General features: G+C 64.3%; 28 protein-coding genes and 1 pseudogene. 24 read left to right on the top strand and 5 right to left on the bottom strand.

The window, feature by feature from the left end; all coding sequences use genetic code 11:
* From rplD to BFL28_RS07750, 22 genes are all read left to right on the top strand, one after another.
* Positions 1–615, top strand: a complete 615-nt coding sequence (gene rplD, locus BFL28_RS07855; RefSeq protein WP_069320033.1) for a 50S ribosomal protein L4 — start codon at positions 1–3, stop codon at positions 613–615.
* Positions 608–922, top strand: a complete 315-nt coding sequence (locus BFL28_RS07850) for a 50S ribosomal protein L23 (RefSeq protein ID WP_069320032.1) — start codon at positions 608–610, stop codon at positions 920–922. The genes rplD and BFL28_RS07850 overlap by 8 nt, the downstream gene beginning before the upstream one ends.
* A gap of 2 nt (positions 923–924) precedes the next feature.
* Positions 925–1,770, top strand: a complete 846-nt coding sequence (rplB, locus tag BFL28_RS07845; RefSeq protein ID WP_069320031.1) for a 50S ribosomal protein L2 — start codon at positions 925–927, stop codon at positions 1,768–1,770.
* A 3-nt stretch (positions 1,771–1,773) separates the two neighbouring features.
* On the top strand, positions 1,774–2,052 hold the full coding sequence (rpsS, locus tag BFL28_RS07840; RefSeq protein WP_069320030.1) for a 30S ribosomal protein S19: 279 nt from the start codon (positions 1,774–1,776) through the stop codon (positions 2,050–2,052).
* On the top strand, positions 2,052–2,432 hold the full coding sequence (gene rplV, locus BFL28_RS07835; RefSeq protein ID WP_069320029.1) for a 50S ribosomal protein L22: 381 nt from the start codon (positions 2,052–2,054) through the stop codon (positions 2,430–2,432). Before rpsS ends, rplV begins: the two co-directional genes overlap by 1 nt.
* Positions 2,432–3,139, top strand: a complete 708-nt coding sequence (gene rpsC, locus BFL28_RS07830; protein ID WP_069320028.1) for a 30S ribosomal protein S3 — start codon at positions 2,432–2,434, stop codon at positions 3,137–3,139. The genes rplV and rpsC overlap by 1 nt, the downstream gene beginning before the upstream one ends.
* 12 nt (positions 3,140–3,151) lie before the next feature.
* A complete protein-coding gene (rplP, locus tag BFL28_RS07825; RefSeq protein ID WP_069320027.1) occupies positions 3,152–3,583 on the top strand; it encodes a 50S ribosomal protein L16 in 432 nt (143 codons plus the stop codon).
* Positions 3,584–3,587: 4 nt separating this feature from the next.
* Positions 3,588–3,791 carry a 50S ribosomal protein L29 gene (gene rpmC / locus BFL28_RS07820; protein ID WP_069320026.1) on the top strand — a complete coding sequence of 68 codons (204 nt, stop codon included), beginning with the start codon at positions 3,588–3,590 and terminating at the stop codon, positions 3,789–3,791.
* A gap of 14 nt (positions 3,792–3,805) precedes the next feature.
* Positions 3,806–4,075, top strand: coding sequence for a 30S ribosomal protein S17 (rpsQ, locus tag BFL28_RS07815; RefSeq protein ID WP_069320025.1), 270 nt, complete (start codon positions 3,806–3,808; stop codon positions 4,073–4,075).
* A 96-nt stretch (positions 4,076–4,171) separates the two neighbouring features.
* Entirely contained in the window at positions 4,172–4,540 is a 369-nt protein-coding gene (gene rplN / locus BFL28_RS07810) for a 50S ribosomal protein L14 (RefSeq protein WP_066574426.1), read from the top strand.
* Positions 4,540–4,851 (top strand): 50S ribosomal protein L24, encoded by a 312-nt coding sequence (gene rplX / locus BFL28_RS07805; protein ID WP_069320024.1) that lies wholly within the window; start codon positions 4,540–4,542, stop codon positions 4,849–4,851. Before rplN ends, rplX begins: the two co-directional genes overlap by 1 nt.
* The gene (gene rplE / locus BFL28_RS07800; RefSeq protein ID WP_069320023.1) at positions 4,851–5,435 is read left to right on the top strand and encodes a 50S ribosomal protein L5; all 585 of its coding nucleotides are present in this window, start codon (positions 4,851–4,853) and stop codon (positions 5,433–5,435) included. The genes rplX and rplE overlap by 1 nt, the downstream gene beginning before the upstream one ends.
* Before the next feature lie 19 nt (positions 5,436–5,454).
* Entirely contained in the window at positions 5,455–5,760 is a 306-nt protein-coding gene (gene rpsN, locus BFL28_RS07795) for a 30S ribosomal protein S14 (RefSeq protein ID WP_069320022.1), read from the top strand.
* A 12-nt stretch (positions 5,761–5,772) separates the two neighbouring features.
* A complete protein-coding gene (gene rpsH, locus BFL28_RS07790; RefSeq protein ID WP_069320021.1) occupies positions 5,773–6,168 on the top strand; it encodes a 30S ribosomal protein S8 in 396 nt (131 codons plus the stop codon).
* Positions 6,168–6,701 carry a 50S ribosomal protein L6 gene (gene rplF / locus BFL28_RS07785; RefSeq protein ID WP_069320020.1) on the top strand — a complete coding sequence of 178 codons (534 nt, stop codon included), beginning with the start codon at positions 6,168–6,170 and terminating at the stop codon, positions 6,699–6,701. Before rpsH ends, rplF begins: the two co-directional genes overlap by 1 nt.
* Positions 6,701–7,057, top strand: a complete 357-nt coding sequence (rplR, locus tag BFL28_RS07780; RefSeq protein ID WP_069320019.1) for a 50S ribosomal protein L18 — start codon at positions 6,701–6,703, stop codon at positions 7,055–7,057. The genes rplF and rplR overlap by 1 nt, the downstream gene beginning before the upstream one ends.
* Before the next feature lies 1 nt (position 7,058).
* A complete protein-coding gene (gene rpsE / locus BFL28_RS07775; protein WP_079247017.1) occupies positions 7,059–7,790 on the top strand; it encodes a 30S ribosomal protein S5 in 732 nt (243 codons plus the stop codon).
* Between the two features lie 5 nt (positions 7,791–7,795).
* Entirely contained in the window at positions 7,796–7,975 is a 180-nt protein-coding gene (rpmD, locus tag BFL28_RS07770) for a 50S ribosomal protein L30 (RefSeq protein ID WP_069320018.1), read from the top strand.
* A gap of 119 nt (positions 7,976–8,094) precedes the next feature.
* Positions 8,095–8,631: a 50S ribosomal protein L15 gene (gene rplO / locus BFL28_RS07765; protein ID WP_069320017.1), complete on the top strand. Its 537-nt coding sequence runs from the start codon at positions 8,095–8,097 to the stop codon at positions 8,629–8,631.
* Between the two features lie 132 nt (positions 8,632–8,763).
* Positions 8,764–10,128: a preprotein translocase subunit SecY gene (gene secY, locus BFL28_RS07760; RefSeq protein ID WP_069320016.1), complete on the top strand. Its 1,365-nt coding sequence runs from the start codon at positions 8,764–8,766 to the stop codon at positions 10,126–10,128.
* 39 nt (positions 10,129–10,167) lie between these two features.
* Complete coding sequence (locus BFL28_RS07755; protein ID WP_069320015.1) at positions 10,168–10,818, top strand: adenylate kinase; 651 nt, start codon at positions 10,168–10,170, stop codon at positions 10,816–10,818.
* Positions 10,819–10,990: 172 nt separating this feature from the next.
* Entirely contained in the window at positions 10,991–11,365 is a 375-nt protein-coding gene (locus BFL28_RS07750; protein WP_069320014.1) for a DUF6481 family protein, read from the top strand.
* A 76-nt stretch (positions 11,366–11,441) separates the two neighbouring features.
* On the opposite strand, the gene BFL28_RS07745 is transcribed toward BFL28_RS07750, so the two are convergent.
* Positions 11,442–12,653 (bottom strand): type III PLP-dependent enzyme, encoded by a 1,212-nt coding sequence (locus BFL28_RS07745; protein ID WP_069320013.1) that lies wholly within the window; start codon positions 12,651–12,653, stop codon positions 11,442–11,444.
* A gap of 146 nt (positions 12,654–12,799) precedes the next feature.
* Here BFL28_RS07745 and BFL28_RS07740 point away from each other — a divergent pair, with 146 nt between their 5' ends.
* Positions 12,800–13,768 (top strand): threonine ammonia-lyase, encoded by a 969-nt coding sequence (locus tag BFL28_RS07740; RefSeq protein ID WP_173655706.1) that lies wholly within the window; start codon positions 12,800–12,802, stop codon positions 13,766–13,768.
* A gap of 57 nt (positions 13,769–13,825) precedes the next feature.
* Here BFL28_RS07740 and BFL28_RS07735 read toward each other — a convergent pair whose 3' ends face one another.
* Entirely contained in the window at positions 13,826–14,650 is an 825-nt protein-coding gene (locus tag BFL28_RS07735; protein ID WP_069320080.1) for a ferredoxin--NADP reductase, read from the bottom strand.
* Between the two features lie 119 nt (positions 14,651–14,769).
* On the opposite strand from BFL28_RS07735, the gene BFL28_RS20890 reads away from it, so the two are divergent.
* Entirely contained in the window at positions 14,770–14,946 is a 177-nt protein-coding gene (locus BFL28_RS20890; protein ID WP_158011637.1) for a hypothetical protein, read from the top strand.
* A 48-nt stretch (positions 14,947–14,994) separates the two neighbouring features.
* Here BFL28_RS20890 and BFL28_RS07730 read toward each other — a convergent pair whose 3' ends face one another.
* The 3 genes and pseudogenes from BFL28_RS07730 to BFL28_RS07720 all read right to left on the bottom strand — a co-directional run.
* Positions 14,995–15,555, bottom strand: a complete 561-nt coding sequence (locus BFL28_RS07730) for a lipocalin family protein (RefSeq protein WP_079247016.1) — start codon at positions 15,553–15,555, stop codon at positions 14,995–14,997.
* Between the two features lie 72 nt (positions 15,556–15,627).
* Positions 15,628–16,020 carry a hypothetical protein gene (locus tag BFL28_RS07725; RefSeq protein ID WP_069320011.1) on the bottom strand — a complete coding sequence of 131 codons (393 nt, stop codon included), beginning with the start codon at positions 16,018–16,020 and terminating at the stop codon, positions 15,628–15,630.
* A gap of 125 nt (positions 16,021–16,145) precedes the next feature.
* Positions 16,146–16,766, bottom strand: a pseudogene (locus tag BFL28_RS07720) (alpha/beta hydrolase); the annotation flags it as partial.
* Between the last annotated feature and the right edge of the window lie 107 nt (positions 16,767–16,873).

Here is a 16,873-nt window from a genome sequence, read left to right as displayed (position 1 = left end):
GTGAAGGTCAAGGTACAGACCCTCGACGCACAGGCATCGGGCGACATCGAGCTGAACGACGAAGTGTTCGGTCTCGAGCCGCGCGCCGACATCCTGCATCGCGTCGTCACCTGGCAGCTGTGGAACCGCCGCGGCACTGCCCGTCCGACGCGTGAGCGTTCGGAAGTGGCGCGCACCGGCAAGAAGTTCGGTCGCCAGAAGGGCGGCGGTACGGCTCGTCACGGCGATCGTGCGGCCCCGGTGTTCATCGGCGGCGGTAAGGCACACGGTGCCCGTCTGCGCGACTTCAACATCTCGCTGAACAAGAAGGTTCGCGCGCTGGGGTTGAAGATGGCGCTGTCGAGCCACGCCAAGGCTGGTTCGCTGATCGTCCTCGACGGTTTCGAAGCCAGCAAGACCGCGGCGCTCAAGGGCCAGTTTGCTGGCCTGAACGTCGGCAAGAAGACGCTGGTGATCGATGCCGAGGCCGGTGACGGGTTCCTGGCGGCGCGCAACCTGACGAACGTCAACGTGCTGCCGGCCGTGGGCGCCAACGTCTATGACATCCTGAAGCACGACACGCTGGTCCTGACCCGCGCTGCCGTCGAGAAGCTGGAGGCTCGCTTCAATGGCTAAGCAGGGCAAGCCGGTGGACGTGCGTCATTACGACGTGATCGTCGCGCCGCACATCACCGAGAAGTCGACGCTCGTCTCCGAGGCGAATGCAGTGGTCTTCAAGGTCGCGAACACCGCATCCAAGCCGCAGATCAAGGCGGCGATCGAAGCGCTGTTCGACGTCAAGGTGACCGCGGTCAACACGATCGTCCAAAAGGGCAAGACGAAGCGCTGGAAGGGCAAGCCCTACACGCGCAGCGACATCAAGAAGGCGATCGTCACGTTGAAGGACGGTGACTCGATCGACGTGACGCAGGGGGTCAACTGACCATGGCGCTCAAGAACTACAACCCGACTTCGCCGGCGCGGCGTGGCCTGATCCTGGTGGACCGTTCGGGTCTGCACAAGGGTGGCCCCGTCAAGGCGCTGACCGAAGGCAAGCGCAAGACCGGTGGTCGCAACAACAAGGGTCATGTGACCTCGCGCGGCATCGCCGGCGGCCACAAGCAGCGCTATCGCATCATCGACTTCAAGCGTCGCAAGTGGGACGTCGAAGGCGCCGTGGAGCGGATCGAGTATGATCCCAACCGCACCGCCTTCATCGCGCTGATCAACTATGGCTCGGCCGAGACGCCGGACTATGCGTACATCATCGCGCCGCAGCGTCTGGGCGTTGGTGACAAGGTGATCGCGGCCAAGAAGACCGACGTGAAGCCGGGCAACGCGATGGAGATCGGCCAGGCGCCGGTCGGCACGATTGTCCACAATGTCGAGCTGAAGCCCGGCAAGGGTGGTCAGATCGCACGTTCGGCAGGCACCTATGTGCAGGTCGTCGGCCGCGATCGCGGCATGGTGATCGTTCGCTTGAACTCGGGCGAGCAGCGTTACGTCCGCGGCGAGTGCATGTGCACCGTTGGGGCCGTGTCGAACCCCGACAATGGCAACACCAACCTCGCCAAGGCCGGCCGCAACCGCTGGAAGGGCATCCGCCCGCTGACCCGCGGCGTCGCCAAGAACCCGGTCGACCATCCGCACGGCGGTGGTGAAGGCCGGACCTCGGGCGGCCGTCATCCGGTCACCCCGTGGGGCAAGCCGACCAAGGGTGCGCGCACCCGTCACAACAAGGCGACGGACAAGTTCATCATCCGTAGCCGCCACGCGAAGAAGAAGGGCTAACCCATGGCTCGTTCCGTTTGGAAGGGTCCTTTCGTGGACCTGCATCTCCTGAAGAAGGCCGAGACGGCACAGGAGAATTCGGGCCGTGGCGGTCCGATCAAGACCTGGTCGCGTCGTTCGACCATCCTGCCGCAGTTCGTCGGCCTGACCTTCAACGTCTACAACGGCCGCAAGTTCGTGCCGGTGTCGGTGAACGAGGAAATGGTCGGCATGAAGCTCGGTGAATTCGCGCCCACCCGGTTCTTCCCGGGTCACGCCGCGGACAAGAAGGGCAAGCGCTAATGTCGAAGCCAAAAGCTCCCCGTCGGGTTGCCGACAATGAGGCGCTGTCGGTCGGCACGCAGATCCGCGGTTCGGCTCAGAAGCTGAACCTGGTTGCTGGCCTGATCCGCGGCAAGAAGGCCGGCGACGCGCTGAACATCCTTCAGTTCAGCAAGAAGGCGATGGCGGTCGACGCGCGCAAGGTGCTGGCTTCGGCCATCGCCAATGCCGAGAACAACCACAATCTCGATGTCGACGCGCTCGTCGTCAGCGAGGCGTCGGTTGGTAAGTCGATCACGATGAAGCGCTTCCACACCCGTGGTCGCGGCAAGTCGACGCGCATCCTCAAGCCGTTCAGCCGTCTGCGCATCGTCGTGCGCGAAGTGCAGGAAGAAGCATAATGGGTCACAAGAGCAACCCGATCGGTCTGCGCCTGCAGATCAACCGCACCTGGGACAGCCGCTGGTTCGCCGAAGGCGCCGACTATGGTCGCCTGCTGCTCGAGGATCTGAAGATCCGCCAGTACATCATGAAGACGCTGCCGCAGGCCGCGATCTCCAAGGTGGTGATCGAGCGTCCGGCCAAGCTGTGCCGCGTCAGCATCTTCGCTGCGCGTCCCGGCGTGATCATCGGCAAGAAGGGCACGGACATCGAGAAGCTTCGCAAGAAGCTCGGCACGATGACCAGCTCGGACGTGTCGCTGAACATCGTCGAGATCCGCAAGCCCGAAGTCGACGCCAAGCTCGTCGCGCAGGGCATTGCCGATCAGCTGGAGCGCCGCATCGCGTTCCGCCGCGCCATGAAGCGCGCCGTTCAGTCGGCGATGCGTCTGGGCGCGGAAGGCATCCGGATCAACTGCGGCGGCCGTCTGGGCGGCGCCGAGATCGCACGGTCGGAATGGTATCGTGAAGGCCGCGTGCCGCTGCATACGCTGCGCGCCAATGTCGATCACGCCACCGCCGAAGCGCACACCGCCTATGGCGTGTGCGGCGTCAAGGTCTGGATCTTCAAGGGCGAGATCCTGGGCCATGATCCGATGGCGACCGATCGCCTGAACATGGAATCGCAGACGTCGGGCGTGCGCCCGGCGCGCGACGACCGTCGCTAAGGGTTAGAGACAATGTTGCAACCGAAGCGCACCAAGTTCCGCAAGGCCTTCAAGGGCCGGATCAAGGGCGAGACCAAGGGCGGCGCGACGCTGAACTTCGGGTCCTATGGCCTGAAGGCGATGGAGCCGGAGCGGATCACCGCACGTCAGATCGAGGCGGCTCGCCGCGCGATCACGCGCCACATCAAGCGTCAGGGCCGTCTTTGGATCCGCGTGTTCCCGGATCTGCCGGTGTCGAGCAAGCCTGCCGAAGTCCGCATGGGCTCGGGCAAGGGTGCTCCTGAATATTGGGCGGCGCGCGTGGCGCCCGGCCGCATCCTGTTCGAGCTGGACGGTGTTCCCGGCCCGCTTGCGGCGGAAGCGTTCGAGCGTGCGGCGATGAAGCTGCCGATCAAGACCAAGGTCGTGGCCCGCCTCGGCGACACGTCGCACCTGGAGGGTTGATAAGATGACCAAGGCAACCGATCTGCGCGCAAAGAGCGACGATCAGCTGACCGAAGAGCTGGGCAACCTGAAGCGCGAGGCGTTCAACCTCCGTTTCCAGGCCGCGACCAGCCAGCTCGAGAAGCCGAGCCGCGTGAAGGAAGTCCGCAAGGACATCGCGCGCATCAAGACGCTGCAGTCCGAGCGTAACCGCTCGGCTGCGAAGTAAGAGGACACGTAACCATGCCGAAGCGCGTGCTGACCGGGCAGATCGTGTCCGACAAGGGCGACAAGACGGTGGTCGTGAACGTGGAGCGCAAGGTCAAGCACCCGCTCTACGGCAAGATCATTCGTCGCTCGAAGAAGTATCATGCCCATGACGAGGGCAACGAGTACAAGGCGGGCGAAACCGTGCGCATCGAAGAGACTGCGCCGATTTCGAAGCTGAAGACCTGGAAGGTGATCGATCGGGTTGACACCCATGCGACGCCGGAGCGGGCCGACAACGCCTGAGGTCTTCGGGCCTGAGTAACCCCGGTCCCCAGGGACTGAGTGTAACGGAACCGCCGGAACATGTTTCGGTAGGCCAAACGAGAAGGAACCGGATCGATGATCCAGATGCAATCCAATCTCGACGTCGCAGACAATAGCGGCGCGAAGCGGGTGCAGTGCATCAAGGTGCTGGGCGGGTCGAAGCGTCGCTTCGCCGGCGTGGGCGACGTCATCGTCGTCAGCATCAAGGAAGCACAGCCCCGCGGCAAGGTGAAGAAGGGTGACGTGCATCGTGCCGTCATCGTCCGCACCGCCAAGGACGTCCGCCGCGCCGATGGCTCGGTGATCCGCTTCGACGGCAATGCTGCCGTCTTGGTCAACAAGAACGAGGAGCCGATCGGCACCCGTATCTTTGGCCCGGTGGTCCGCGAGCTGCGCTCGAAGGGCTTCATGAAGATCATTTCGCTCGCCCCCGAGGTGCTGTGATGGCTGCTGCCAAGATCAAGAAGGGTGACACGGTCATCGTCCTGTCCGGCAAGGACAAGGGCAAGACCGGCGAAGTTACCAAGTCGATGCCGAAGGACGGCAAGGTCGTCGTCGCCGGCGTCAATGTCGCCGTGCGTCACCGCAAGCCGACCCAGACCAACCCGCAGGGTGGTCTGGAGCGCTCGGAAGCGCCGCTGCATGTCTCGAAGGTCGCGCATGTGACCAAGGACGGCAGGGCGACCCGCGTCCGCTTCGAGGAGCGTGACGGCAAGAAGGTCCGCGTTGCGGTCAAGACCGGGGATGTCATCTGATGGCTGACAAATACGTGCCGCGCATGCAGGCGATGTATGCCGACAAGATCGCCAAGGCGATGACCGAGAAGTTCGGTTACAAGAATGCGCTCGAAGTGCCGAAGATCGAGAAGATCGTGCTCAACATGGGCGTCGGCGAGGCCACCCAGGACAAGAAGAAGGTCGAGCAGGCCGCTTCTGAAATGGAGCTGATCGCCGGCCAGAAGCCGGTCGTCACGAAGGCGAAGAAGTCGATCGCGCAGTTCAAGCTGCGCGAAGGCATGGCGATTGGCTGCAAGGTCACGCTGCGCCGCGAGCGGATGTACGAGTTCCTCGACCGCTTCATCACGATCGCGCTGCCGCGCGTTCGCGACTTCCGTGGCCTGTCCGACAAGTCGTTCGACGGTCGTGGCAACTATGCCTGCGGCCTCAAGGAACAGATCGTGTTCCCCGAGATCAACTATGACCGCATCGACAAGGTGCGCGGCATGGACGTGATCGTTACCACCACCGCGAAGACCGACGAGGAAGCGCGTGAGCTTCTCCGTCTCTTCGGTTTCCCGTTCCCGATCGAGGCGAACGACGAAACCAAGCAAGCCGCGTAAGGGAAAGAGAACTTAAGTCATGGCGAAACTGAGTTCCGTGAACAAGAACGAGCGTCGCAAGCAGCTGGTGAAGAAGTACGCCGGCAAATATGCGAAGCTGAAGGCGATTGCGAACGACAAGTCGCTCGACGATACCGAGCGTCTGATCGCGCGTCTGAAGATGGCCGAGATTCCCCGCAACGGGAACCCGACCCGCATCCGCAACCGGTGCGAGCTCACCGGTCGTCCGCGCGGTTACTACCGCAAGTTCCGTCTCGCACGCGTCATGCTGCGCGATCTGGCCAACAAGGGCCTGATCCCCGGCGTCACGAAGTCGAGCTGGTAAGGGCACACGAAGATGGCATTGACCGATCCCCTGGGTGATATGCTCACCCGCATCCGCAACGGCCAGCGCGCCCGCAAGGACTCTGTCCTGACGCCGGCGAGCAAGCTGCGTGCGCGTGTCCTCGACGTGTTGCAGCGCGAGGGTTATATCCGTGGCTATAGCGAAGAGCAGATGGGCCCCGCGGCCGGCATCCGCATCGAGCTGAAGTATTTCGAGGGCCAGCCCGCGATCAAGTCGATCGCGCGCGTTTCGAAGCCGGGCCGCCGCGTCTATTCGGGCAGCAAGGAATTGCCGCGCGTCCGCAATGGCCTCGGCATCACCATCGTCTCGACGCCGCGTGGCGTGCTTTCGGATGCCGAAGCGCGCGACCAGAATGTCGGCGGCGAAGTGCTCGCGGAGGTGTTCTGATGAGCCGCACCGGTAAGAAGCCGATCACCGTTCCGAATGGCGTCACCGCCACGGTCGAGGGCGGCACGATCAGCGTGAAGGGGCCGATGGGCACCCTCACCATGCCGACCGCCGACGACATCTCGTACGAGGTGGGCGAGGGCAACATCACCGTGAAGCCCGCCAACGACACCAAGCGTGCCAAGGCTTTCTGGGGCATGCAGCGCACGCTGGTCCAGAACCTGATCACGGGCGTCAGCGAAGGCTTCTCCAAGAAGCTGCTGATCACCGGCGTCGGCTATCGCGCGAACGCGCAGGGCAGGAAGCTGAAGCTTCAGCTCGGCTATTCGCACGACGTCGATCTCGACGTGCCGGAAGGCGTCGAGGTCAAGACGCCCGATCAGACCACGGTCGAAATCTCGGGCAATGACAAGCAGGCCGTCGGCCAGTTTGCCGCTGAAATCCGTCGCTGGCGCAAGCCCGAGCCGTACAAGGGCAAGGGCATCAAGTACGACGGCGAGTTCATCTTCCGCAAGGAAGGGAAGAAGAAGTAATGAGCAAGGGTCTCTCGCTTTTCGAGAAGCGGCGTCGCCGCAATCGCACCGCGCTGAAGGCGCGCTCGGGCGGCCGTCCCCGGCTGTCAGTGCATCGTTCGGGCAAGCACATCTATGTGCAGGTGATCGACGATGCGCAGGGCAAGACGCTCGCTGCCGCTTCGACGCTGGACAAGGATCTGCGCGGCAATGCGGGTGCGAACGTCGACGCTGCCAAGGCGGTCGGTGCGCGCATCGCGGAAGTCGCGAAGAATGCCGGCGTGACGCAGGTCGTGTTCGACCGTGGCGGCTTCCTGTTCCATGGCCGCGTCAAGGCGCTGGCGGATGCCGCCCGTGAAGGCGGATTGGAGTTCTAAGATGGCGGATGAAATCAACACGACCGAAACTCCGGTCGACGCCGCTGCCGGTGCTCCCGCTGGTGGTTTTGGCGATGCCGGCGCACCGCGCGGTCCCCGTGGCGGGCGTGGCCGTGGCGGCCCGGGCGGCGGCAACAACCGTGGTGGCCGTGACGGCAACCGTGGCCGTCGCGACGATCGCCGTGGCAACCAGGATGACGGCGGCGAAGAGCTGATCGAGAAGCTGGTTCACATTAACCGCGTTTCGAAGACGGTGAAGGGCGGCAAGCGCTTCGGCTTTGCGGCGCTGGTCGTCGTCGGCGACGGCAAGGGCCGGGTCGGCTTCGGTCACGGCAAGGCACGCGAAGTGCCGGAAGCGATCAGCAAGGCGACTGCTGCGGCCAAGAAGAAGATGGTCCGCGTGCCGCTGCGCGAAGGCCGGACGCTGCACCATGACGGCAAGGGCCATTTCGGCGCTGGCCAGGTCACCGTCCGCTCGGCGCCTGCTGGTACCGGCATCATCGCCGGCGGTCCGATGCGCGCTGTGTTCGAGAGCCTGGGCGTTCACGACGTGGTGACCAAGTCGGTCGGCACTTCGAACCCCTACAACATGATCCGCGCGACCTTCGAGGCGCTGAGCGACCAGACCTCGCCGAAGGCGGTGGCGCAGCGTCGCGGCAAGAAGATCGCCGACCTGCTGGGCCGTGGCGGCTCGCAGACCGCCGAGGCTGACGCCGCGGCGATCACGGAGTAAGTCTGATGGCAACCATCAAGATCAAGCAGACCGGTTCGCCGATCCGCCGCACCAAGGAACAGCGCGCGACCCTGGTCGGCCTGGGCCTGAACAAGATGCACAAGGTCAGCGAGCTGGAGGACACCCCTTCGGTCCGCGGCATGATCCGTGCGGTGCACCACATGGTCGAGGTCGTCGAGGACTGAAGTCCTCGCGCCTTTCCAGGTGACAAATTGAGGGGAGGGGGCTAAGCGGCCCCCTTCCTGTTTTCGGGAATCACTGATCTAGTGATCCAGCGCGACAAAAGCGAAAGCGAGTGCAGACCATGAAACTGAACGAAATCAACGACAACGATGGCGCCCGCAAGGGCCGGATGCGCGTCGGACGCGGCATCGGCTCGGGCAAGGGCAAGACCGCTGGCCGCGGCCAGAAGGGTGCCAAGGCACGTTCGGGCGTCGCGATCAACGGCTTCGAGGGCGGTCAGATGCCGCTCCACATGCGGTTGCCGAAGCGCGGCTTCAATGTGCCGAACCCCAAGGATTATGCCGAGGTCAACTTGGGCGCGATCCAGAAGCTGGTTGACGCCGGCAAGCTGACGGCGACCGAAATCGATCATGAAGCGCTGAAGGCCGTCGGCCTGGCGCGCGGCGGCAAGCATGGCGTCCGCCTGCTCGGCAAGGGCGAGTTCTCGGCCAAGCTCATCTTCACCGTCGCCGGCGCGTCGAAGGGCGCGATCGAGGCGGTTGAAAAGGCTGGCGGCAGCGTGACCGTCCCGACGATCGTCCCTGCTTCGGAAAAGCATGCTGCTAAGCATCGCGTGAAGCAGAAGGAAATCGCCGCGAAGAAGGCCGGAAAAGCTTAAGCTGCTCTGGGCCTGACTTTAGCTGTGGACGGGGCGGCGCTTACGCATTGCCCTGTTCCAACAGTAACCTATATGGGCGGCGGGGTAGCGTTGAACGCTTCTCCGCCGCTTTGGTTTCCGGGATAATCGTTAATGGCATCCGCAGCCGACTCAATGGCATCCGGCCTCAACCTGTCCAAGTTCGGACAGGCGACTGAACTCAAGAAGCGCCTGTGGTTCACGCTCGGCGCGCTGATCATCTTCCGGATGCTGTCCTATGTGCCGCTGCCGGGTGTCGATCCTACGCAGCTCGGCTTGCTGGCGCAGCGCACCCAGGGTGGCGTGCTCGATTTCTTCAACACCTTCTCGGGCGGCGCGCTTGAGCGCATGAGCGTCATCGCGCTTGGCGTGATGCCGTACATCACTGCCTCGATCGTGGTGCAGCTGGCGACCTCGCTGTCGCCGCAGCTCGCCGCGATCAAGAAGGAAGGCGAAAGCGGGCGCAAGAAGCTCAACCAATATACCCGCTATGGCACGGTCGCGCTGACCGCGGTGCAGGGCTGGGTGATCGCGGTGGGTCTGGAGACGCTCGGCGCCAACCAGGGGCTTGCCCCCGTGGTCGAGCCCGGCCTGCTGTTCCGCGTCGCTGCGGTCATCAGCCTTATCGGCGGCACCATGTTCCTCATGTGGCTGGGTGAGCAGATCACCAGCCGCGGCGTCGGCAACGGCATTTCGCTCATCATCATGGCCGGCATCGTCGCGCATCTGCCGACCACGCTGGTCCAGCTGTTCGAGGGCGGCCGCACGGGTAGCATGAACCCGGTCACGCTGGTCGCGGTCATCGTGGCCGTCGCGGGTCTCATCCTGTTCATCTGCTTCATGGAGCGGGCGCAGCGCCGTATCCTGATCCAGTATCCCAAGCGTCAGACCCAGCGCGGCGTTCAGTCGGAGCGCACCCACCTGCCGCTCAAGATCAACACCGCCGGCGTCATCCCGCCGATCTTCGCGAGCTCGCTGCTGCTGATGCCGCTGACGGTCAGCCAGTTCGCAGGGCAGGCCCAGGCGGGCGAGGGTTGGGGCAGCGACCTCATCATCAGCCTGAACCAGTATCTGCAGCATGGTTCGCCGATCTACATGGCGCTCTATGCGGCCGGGATCATCTTCTTCTCGTTCTTCTACACCGCCGTGGTGTTCAATCCGGAAGAGACGGCTGACAACCTCAAGCGCTATGGTGGGTTCATCCCCGGCATCCGCCCGGGCAAGAACACCGAGGCCTATTTCGATTATGTGCTCACGCGCATCACCGTGATCGGCGCGGCGTACCTGACGATCATCTGCCTGCTGCCGGAATATCTCGTATCGGCGCTATCGATTCCCTTCTATCTTGGCGGAACGAGCTTGCTCATCGTCGTCAACGTGACCATGGACACGGTGACTCAGATCCAGTCGCACTTGCTGGCGCACCAGTATGGCGACTTGATCAAGAAGGCGAAGCTGAAGGGCGGCCGCCTCCGTTAAGGAGGCCCGCCGGACGGCGGCGAGCAGAGGGGAAGTCTGTTGAACATCATCCTGTTGGGGCCGCCGGGAGCGGGCAAGGGCACCCAGGCGTCGCGGCTGGAGAACGAGCGCGGCATGGTCCAGCTCTCGACCGGCGACATGCTGCGTGCGGCGGTCAAGGCCGGCACGCCGGTGGGGCTTCAGGCCAAGGCGGTGATGGAGGCAGGAGAACTGGTCAGCGACGCGATCGTCAGCGCGCTGATCGGGGAACGGCTGGATCAGTTGGGCGAAGCAGGCGCGATCTTCGATGGCTATCCCCGTACGGCTGCCCAGGCCGAGTCGCTGGATCAGATCCTTGCCGAACGGGGTCGCTCGCTCGATCATGTGATCGAGTTGGTCGTTGACGAGGATGCGCTGGTGGAGCGGATCACCGGCCGGTTCACATGCGCGTCTTGCGGTCAGGGCTATCACGACGCCTTCAAGCTGCCGGCCGTGGCGGACACATGCGACGCGTGCGGCGGGCACGAGTTCAAGCGCCGCCCCGACGACAACGAAGAGACCGTCCGCACCCGCATGGCGGAGTATCGCGCCAAGACTGCACCGATCCTGCCGATCTACGAGGCGCGTGGCCTGGTGAAGCGTGTCGATGGCATGGCCGATATCGCGCATGTCACGGATGCGATCGAGGCGATCCTGGACGGCCGCGCTTAGCGCCGCCCGATCGGTCTTGTAACCCGCGCCTCGCTACGGGGTGGCGGGCGCGGCCAAAATGTCCTAAAGCCCTGCTCGTGCGTATCGCGCCACGTGCGCGACGTCGTTTTTGCGCTCGGACCACCCATGGTCCGTGTTCCGCAATGCCAGGCCTAACTATTCGGGAACATACATGCCCTCTTACCGGGAACCCTCATTTCAAGACCGTACCGCCGCCGCTGCCAAGGCAAAGCAGAAGGCGCTGGAGATGCTCCGTAACAAGCCTGCGGTAGACCCTGCCGTGTTGGAAGAGCGCCGTAAGACTGCCGAGGCACGTGAGCAGGCGCTGGCCGCCGAGCGCGCCGCCAAGGCAGAGGCGCTCGCACAGGCCAAGGCCGAGAAGAAGGCGCTGAAGGAAGCTGAAGCCGCGCGCAAGGCGCAGGAAGAGGCCGAAGCTGCCGAGGCGGCAGCCCTGAAGGAAGCGCGCCTCAAGCCGCCCAGTGCGGCCGAAATGAAAGCTGCACGCGACGCGCGCTACGCAGCGCGCAAGGCTCGCGCCCAGCGCTGACCGCGCCAGTGCGGTGAACGAAAAAGGCCGCTGCCCTCGCAGGCAGCGGCCTTTTCTTTTGACGTGACGGATCGGCTTAGCGGCGTGCGCGGCGCTTGAACTGGTCCAGGCTCACGACGTTGCTTGGCCGCTCGATCGCGATGCCCGAATAGAGCGTCGCCATCGGCTCGTCGGTCACTTCATGGACCATGTCCGACCCGAAGCCGTTGAACGCGGTGCGCATCGCACAGCCATAGGCGCCCAGCATCCCGACTTCGATATAATCACCGGCCTGGACGTCAGCAGGCAGCTCGAACGGGCCGGCCATATGGTCCATGTCGTCGCAGGTCGGGCCATAGAAGCTGAACTCGGTCACTTCATCCGAAGCTTCGCCGTCACGCAGCAGCGTGACCGGAAAGCGCCAGCCGACATGCGCCGCATCGAACAACGCGCCATAGGCGCCATCGTTGATGTAGAGCTCGTCACCGCGGCGCTTCTCGACCCGTACGATCAGGCTCGAATATTCCGCGCACAATGCCCGGCCCGGCTCGCACCACAGTTCCGCGCTGTACGAGATCGGCAGATTCTCGAACGCGTTGTGGATGACGCCGAAATAGGTCTCGAGCGGCGGCGGCTCCATGCCGGGATAGGAGGACGGGAATCCGCCACCCACGTCCACGATGTCGACCGTGACCGACGACGCGACGATCGCGATGCGAACGCGCTCCATCGCCTCGCTATAGGCGGCGGGCGTCATCGCCTGCGAACCCACATGGAAGCAGATGCCCAGCGCGTCGGCTGCCTGGCGGGTGGCGACCAGCAGTTCGGCCACATCTTCCGGCTCCGCGCCGAACTTGGACGCGAGGCTGAGCTTGGAATGATCCGACGATACGCGAATGCGCACGCACAGGTTCAGGTCCTGCGCGCCGCGCGTGGCGCGCACGATCTTCTCCAGCTCGTCCATCGTATCAAGGCTGAACGTGCGTACGCCATGGACGTAATACGCTTCCTCGATCGCTTCCTCGGCCTTGACCGGGTGCATGAAGCACAAGGTCGCCTTGGGCAGCGCGCGGCGCGCCATGCGCACCTCGCCGATCGACGCGACGTCATAATGCGTCACGCCGGCGTCCCACAGGATCTGCAGGAGCTCGGGGGAAGGGTTCGCCTTGACGGCATACATCGTCGTCCCGGGAAACTTCTCGACGAAGAATCGGGCAGCACGCTTCGCGGCATGCGGACGAACGAGCGTTACCGGCTCGACGGGACGAAGGGCTTTCGCTAGCCCGAGCGCGCTATGATGCTTGTGCAACTCAAGGGACCTCCAACTGCCTTTCGGCATACGGTGAAAACACTGCCTTGCGGTGGAAGTCCCATGGGGCAGCGGAGGGGTCATTTAGGGTCGGGGTCCCCCCATGTAAAGCGATTCTGCCCCCCTTTTTCAGGCCAAGGTGACATGTGACGATTCTGCGACAGCCAACCCGGGCGGGCGTGCGCGACGCGGCGGCGAAGATCGCAGCCATTCTACCGCCGACGCCGCTGTTCGTTGCGCCGGTTCGCGGCGTTCCGGTCCTGTTCAAGGCTGAATCGCTTCAGCCAATCGGCGCATTCAAGATTCGTGGCGCGTGGCACCGGCTGACCGCCATCGATCCGGCCATGCGCGACAAGGGGGTCGTCGCCTACTCCTCGGGGAATCACGCGCAGGGCGTCGCTTGGGCGGCGAGGCGGCTCGGCATGCCGGCGGTGATCGTCATGCCGTCGGACGCACCGGCGGCAAAACGGGAAGCGACGCTCGCACTGGGCGCTGAAGTCGTCGCCTATGATCGGATGAAGGAAGACCGCATCAGGATTGCCGGTCACTTGGCCCATGCCCGTGGCGCGACGCTGGTGCCGCCTTTCGACGATCCGTGGATCATCGAAGGGCAGGGGAGCCTCGCCATCGAAGTCCTCACGCAGTGTGCGGAGATGAAGCTGCCAGATCCGACGCGCGTCATCGTGCCATGCGGCGGGGGCGGTCTTGCCGCCGGCGTGACGCTGGCGCTGCCCGAAGCACAAACCGTTATCGTCGAACCCGAAGGATGGGACGACGTCAACCGAAGCCTCGCCGCCGGCTGGATCGAATCGGTCGGCGATTCGCCGCCTGCGACTGCCTGCGACGCGCTTCAGACCTTTCAGCCGGCGCAACTGACCTTCGACGTTCTCTCGCGGCGTGGCGCGACCGGAGTCACCGTCACCGAAGCTGAAATCCGCCATGCGCAACGCTGGGCAGCCGCCAAGCTGCGCCTGGTGGTCGAGCCCGGTGGTGCGGCCGCGCTGGCCGCGCTGCTGGCCGGCAAAGTCGATCCGACGAGCGATACGCTCGTGGTGCTGAGCGGCGGCAATGCCGACCCCCAGGCCTATGCGCGCATCTTGTCCGGCAACGACTGACGGTTAACGGCGGGCTGCTTCGCCGGCAGTCAGGTCCAATGGCGGTCCAGTGTCGGCTCAGCCGACGAACGCGCGCTCGATGACATAGGTACCGGGTTTGTTGTTCGACCCTTCCTCGAATCCCAGCGCCTCGAGCTGCGCGGAGAGATCCTTGATCATCTCCATGCTCCCGCACATCATCACGCGATCCGTTTCCGGGTTCAGGCGCTTTTCGCCAACGGTCTGCGGGCCGAACAGGCCGCCATTCTCGATCAGCGTGCCGATCCGCTGGTTCACCGGAAAAGGCTCGCGCGTCACGGTGGGCAGGTAGCTGAACTGCACCAGCGCCTGATCCTGCACCAGCGGATCGCCGGCGAGTTGTGCCTCAAGCTCTTCGCGGAATGCCAGGTCGCTGACGCGGCGCACCGAGTGGACCAGCTGAACCTGATCGAACATCTCATAGACGTCGGGGTCCCGCGCCAAGCTGAGGAATGGCGCAAGGCCCGTGCCGGTCGACAGGAAGAACAGCCGCTTGCCCGGCAGCAGCGCGTCCGTCACCAGCGTGCCCGTCGGCTTGCGCCCCAGGAACAGCTGGTCGCCCGGCTGGATCAGCTGCAGCTTCGACGTCAGCGGACCGTCCGGCACCTTGATCGACAGGAACTCCAGCTCCTCCGCCCAGGCGGGGCTGGCGACCGAATAGGCGCGCAGCAGCGGGCGCCCCCCCGGATTTGCAACGTCGGCCGGCAGGCCCAGCATCACGAATTCGCCCGAGCGAAAGCGGAAGCTTTGCGGACGGGTGATGGTGAAGCTGAACAGATGCTCGTTCCAGTGCCGCACGCTCAGCACGGTTTCCACCGTCAGCGCCGCCGACGGTGCAAGGGGAATGGCGTTACGATCGCTCACGAGCACAAGAATCCTGACGATTGGGTTGTTGGCGCGCCCTATAGCAGCAGACTGTTGCGAACAAATCGCAAATAAGCCTTTGCTCGACGCAATCTCGGCTTCGCGTTAGGGGCAGCGCCATGCCGATGCAACTCTCACCTGCCGCCTCGACGCTGCTGGCGCTCGCCGTCGCGGGAATGTTCGCGCTGATCTGGGGCGGCGTGGTGATCCTTCGCCGGGGTGACCGGCGAAAGGGCGTTCTCATGCTGATCGCGGCGGTCGTCCTGGCCGGCAACGTCGCGATCTGGACCGTGTGACTTACCGCGCCGCGCTCGCCGCAACGCTCACGTCGATGCGCCGATCGTTCAATCCTGCCGCGTGATGCGCAGCGCCCAACGGTCGTAGCCCAGCGCCTCGACTCGCATCAGCAGCGCCTGCAACGTCGCAGGGTCGGGACGCGCATCGCGCGCCAACAGCCACAGATAGCGCCCGCTCGGCTCGCCGACGATTGACCAGTCATAATCGTCGCCATGGTCCAGCACCCAATAGTCGCCGGTGTAGAGCGGTCCGAAGAACGAGACCTTGAGCTTGGCATTGGTAGCCTCGTCCGCGACGATCGCTTGGCCTTCGGTTTCTGTCCGCTCGCTCTCGCCGGCGCGGATGCCGCTGTTCAGGACGCCCACCTTGCCATCCGGGCGCAGCGTGTATTCGGCGGTAACCGCGTCCATGCCCTTTTCGAACTTGTTCTCGTGGCGCGCGATTTCGAACCATTTGCCGGCATAGCGCGTCAGGTCCACCGGCTTGGCCGGCTCGGGCACGCTGGCGTTGATTACCGGCGGCCGCGTCGCGCGCGAATAGATGAACAGGCCAGCTACAGCGGCGGCGGCGGCTCCGGCGGCGAACTTGATTGCGGTCGATTGCTTCATCCGACCATCATGCGACGAGATGGACGTCAGCGAAAGAGGCGGACTTGGACCGCCCGTTTCCCGGCCGCAGCCTTATCGAACGTGCAACGGCGATGTGCGCAGCGGTTGAATGTCCTGATTGTCCGGTCGCGGCGTGGCGACGTTGTTGCGTACCACGATCCGCGAAAGCCCGGTGGTCGCGGCTTCGACGCAGCGTGCGAGCTCGACGTTCCCTTGGTCGCTGATCCCGCTGACCACGATCCGCGAACCACGCTGCCAGGCGCTGAGGCGCTTGCCGCCGCACCGTTTGACGATGTCGTGATAAGCGCGTGTCGTGAACTCGGCCGGCATCGATGGCTGCTCGACTGGCAGCGTCACCTCACGGGCATCGCTCGCAAAGACGAAGCGGACCCGGTCGGAGTTCGAGTGAGGCAAATCAGCCACGACCGGCGCCTGAATGGCCAGTGCTACGACGACGGAAAACATCGAACGCTCTCCCACTACAACCGATCGCGGAAGCGGTCGATGGCTTCCGCTGCTTGAGTAGATCAGCGGCCGAGTGGCGCGTCAAGCTGGAACGTCGACCCGACGATCCGCCATCCTACACATCTTCAGCGGATCGGTGAGTTCGGATCCAGCCGCATGTCGAGATACTTGTCCACGCTGCCCATCAGCTCCGCCATCTCATGCTCGAAGAAATGGTTCGCGCCCGGGATGGTATCGTGATGGATGGTGATGTGCTTTTGCGTGCGCAGCTTGTCGACCAGCTTCTGCACCGCGCCCGGCGTGACCACCTCGTCATTCTCGCCCTGGATGATGATGCCGCTGGATGGGCAGGGGGCGAGGAAGGTGAAATCGAACATGTTGGCGGGCGGCGCGACCGAGATGAAGCCGCGAATCTCCGGCCGCCGCATCAGCAGCTGCATGCCGATCCACGCGCCAAAGCCGAAGCCGGCTACCCAAGTGGTCGACGCTTCGGGGTGGAAGCTCTGCACCCAGTCGAGCGCCGAGGCAGCGTCGGAAAGCTCGCCGATGCCGTTGTCGAACACGCCCTGACTCTTGCCCACGCCGCGGAAGTTGAAGCGCAACGTGGCGAACCCGCGGCGCTGGAAGGTCTTGTACAGCTCCTGCACGATGCGATTGTTCATCGTGCCGCCGGCATTGGGGTGCGGATGCAGGATCATCGCGACCGGCGCGCGGGGGCGGGGGGGCCAAAAAGCGCCAGGGGCACGTCAGGTGCGGCGCCGCCAGACGGGCTACCGTAGCAACCCGCCTCTTGAGGCGATTCAGCAATCGGGTTCTGTGATGAAAAGTTGGTCGGGGCGACAGGATTCGAACC

The sequence above is a fragment of the Sphingomonas turrisvirgatae genome (assembly GCF_001721295.1).
In the GTDB taxonomy this organism is placed as follows: domain Bacteria; phylum Pseudomonadota; class Alphaproteobacteria; order Sphingomonadales; family Sphingomonadaceae; genus Sphingomonas; species Sphingomonas turrisvirgatae.
The sequence above is the reverse complement of the archived record's forward strand: the minus strand, read 5'-3'. Positions and strand labels throughout refer to the sequence as shown.

Coding starts and splice junctions, on each gene's coding strand:
- rplX (WP_069320024.1), top strand. CDS start 4,540: ATGGCTGCTGCCAAGATCAAGAAGGGTGACACGGTCATCGTCCTGTCC.
- rpsC (WP_069320028.1), top strand. CDS start 2,432: ATGGGTCACAAGAGCAACCCGATCGGTCTGCGCCTGCAGATCAACCGC.
- rpmD (WP_069320018.1), top strand. CDS start 7,796: ATGGCAACCATCAAGATCAAGCAGACCGGTTCGCCGATCCGCCGCACC.
- rpmC (WP_069320026.1), top strand. CDS start 3,588: ATGACCAAGGCAACCGATCTGCGCGCAAAGAGCGACGATCAGCTGACC.
- BFL28_RS07725 (WP_069320011.1), bottom strand. CDS start 16,020: ATGTTTTCCGTCGTCGTAGCACTGGCCATTCAGGCGCCGGTCGTGGCT.
- rplN (WP_066574426.1), top strand. CDS start 4,172: ATGATCCAGATGCAATCCAATCTCGACGTCGCAGACAATAGCGGCGCG.
- rplF (WP_069320020.1), top strand. CDS start 6,168: ATGAGCCGCACCGGTAAGAAGCCGATCACCGTTCCGAATGGCGTCACC.
- secY (WP_069320016.1), top strand. CDS start 8,764: ATGGCATCCGCAGCCGACTCAATGGCATCCGGCCTCAACCTGTCCAAG.
- rpsN (WP_069320022.1), top strand. CDS start 5,455: ATGGCGAAACTGAGTTCCGTGAACAAGAACGAGCGTCGCAAGCAGCTG.
- BFL28_RS20890 (WP_158011637.1), top strand. CDS start 14,770: ATGCCGATGCAACTCTCACCTGCCGCCTCGACGCTGCTGGCGCTCGCC.
- rpsQ (WP_069320025.1), top strand. CDS start 3,806: ATGCCGAAGCGCGTGCTGACCGGGCAGATCGTGTCCGACAAGGGCGAC.
- rpsS (WP_069320030.1), top strand. CDS start 1,774: ATGGCTCGTTCCGTTTGGAAGGGTCCTTTCGTGGACCTGCATCTCCTG.
- rplV (WP_069320029.1), top strand. CDS start 2,052: ATGTCGAAGCCAAAAGCTCCCCGTCGGGTTGCCGACAATGAGGCGCTG.
- rpsE (WP_079247017.1), top strand. CDS start 7,059: ATGGCGGATGAAATCAACACGACCGAAACTCCGGTCGACGCCGCTGCC.
- BFL28_RS07850 (WP_069320032.1), top strand. CDS start 608: ATGGCTAAGCAGGGCAAGCCGGTGGACGTGCGTCATTACGACGTGATC.
- rpsH (WP_069320021.1), top strand. CDS start 5,773: ATGGCATTGACCGATCCCCTGGGTGATATGCTCACCCGCATCCGCAAC.
- rplO (WP_069320017.1), top strand. CDS start 8,095: ATGAAACTGAACGAAATCAACGACAACGATGGCGCCCGCAAGGGCCGG.
- rplR (WP_069320019.1), top strand. CDS start 6,701: ATGAGCAAGGGTCTCTCGCTTTTCGAGAAGCGGCGTCGCCGCAATCGC.
- rplE (WP_069320023.1), top strand. CDS start 4,851: ATGGCTGACAAATACGTGCCGCGCATGCAGGCGATGTATGCCGACAAG.
- rplP (WP_069320027.1), top strand. CDS start 3,152: ATGTTGCAACCGAAGCGCACCAAGTTCCGCAAGGCCTTCAAGGGCCGG.
- BFL28_RS07730 (WP_079247016.1), bottom strand. CDS start 15,555: ATGAAGCAATCGACCGCAATCAAGTTCGCCGCCGGAGCCGCCGCCGCC.
- rplB (WP_069320031.1), top strand. CDS start 925: ATGGCGCTCAAGAACTACAACCCGACTTCGCCGGCGCGGCGTGGCCTG.
- BFL28_RS07750 (WP_069320014.1), top strand. CDS start 10,991: ATGCCCTCTTACCGGGAACCCTCATTTCAAGACCGTACCGCCGCCGCT.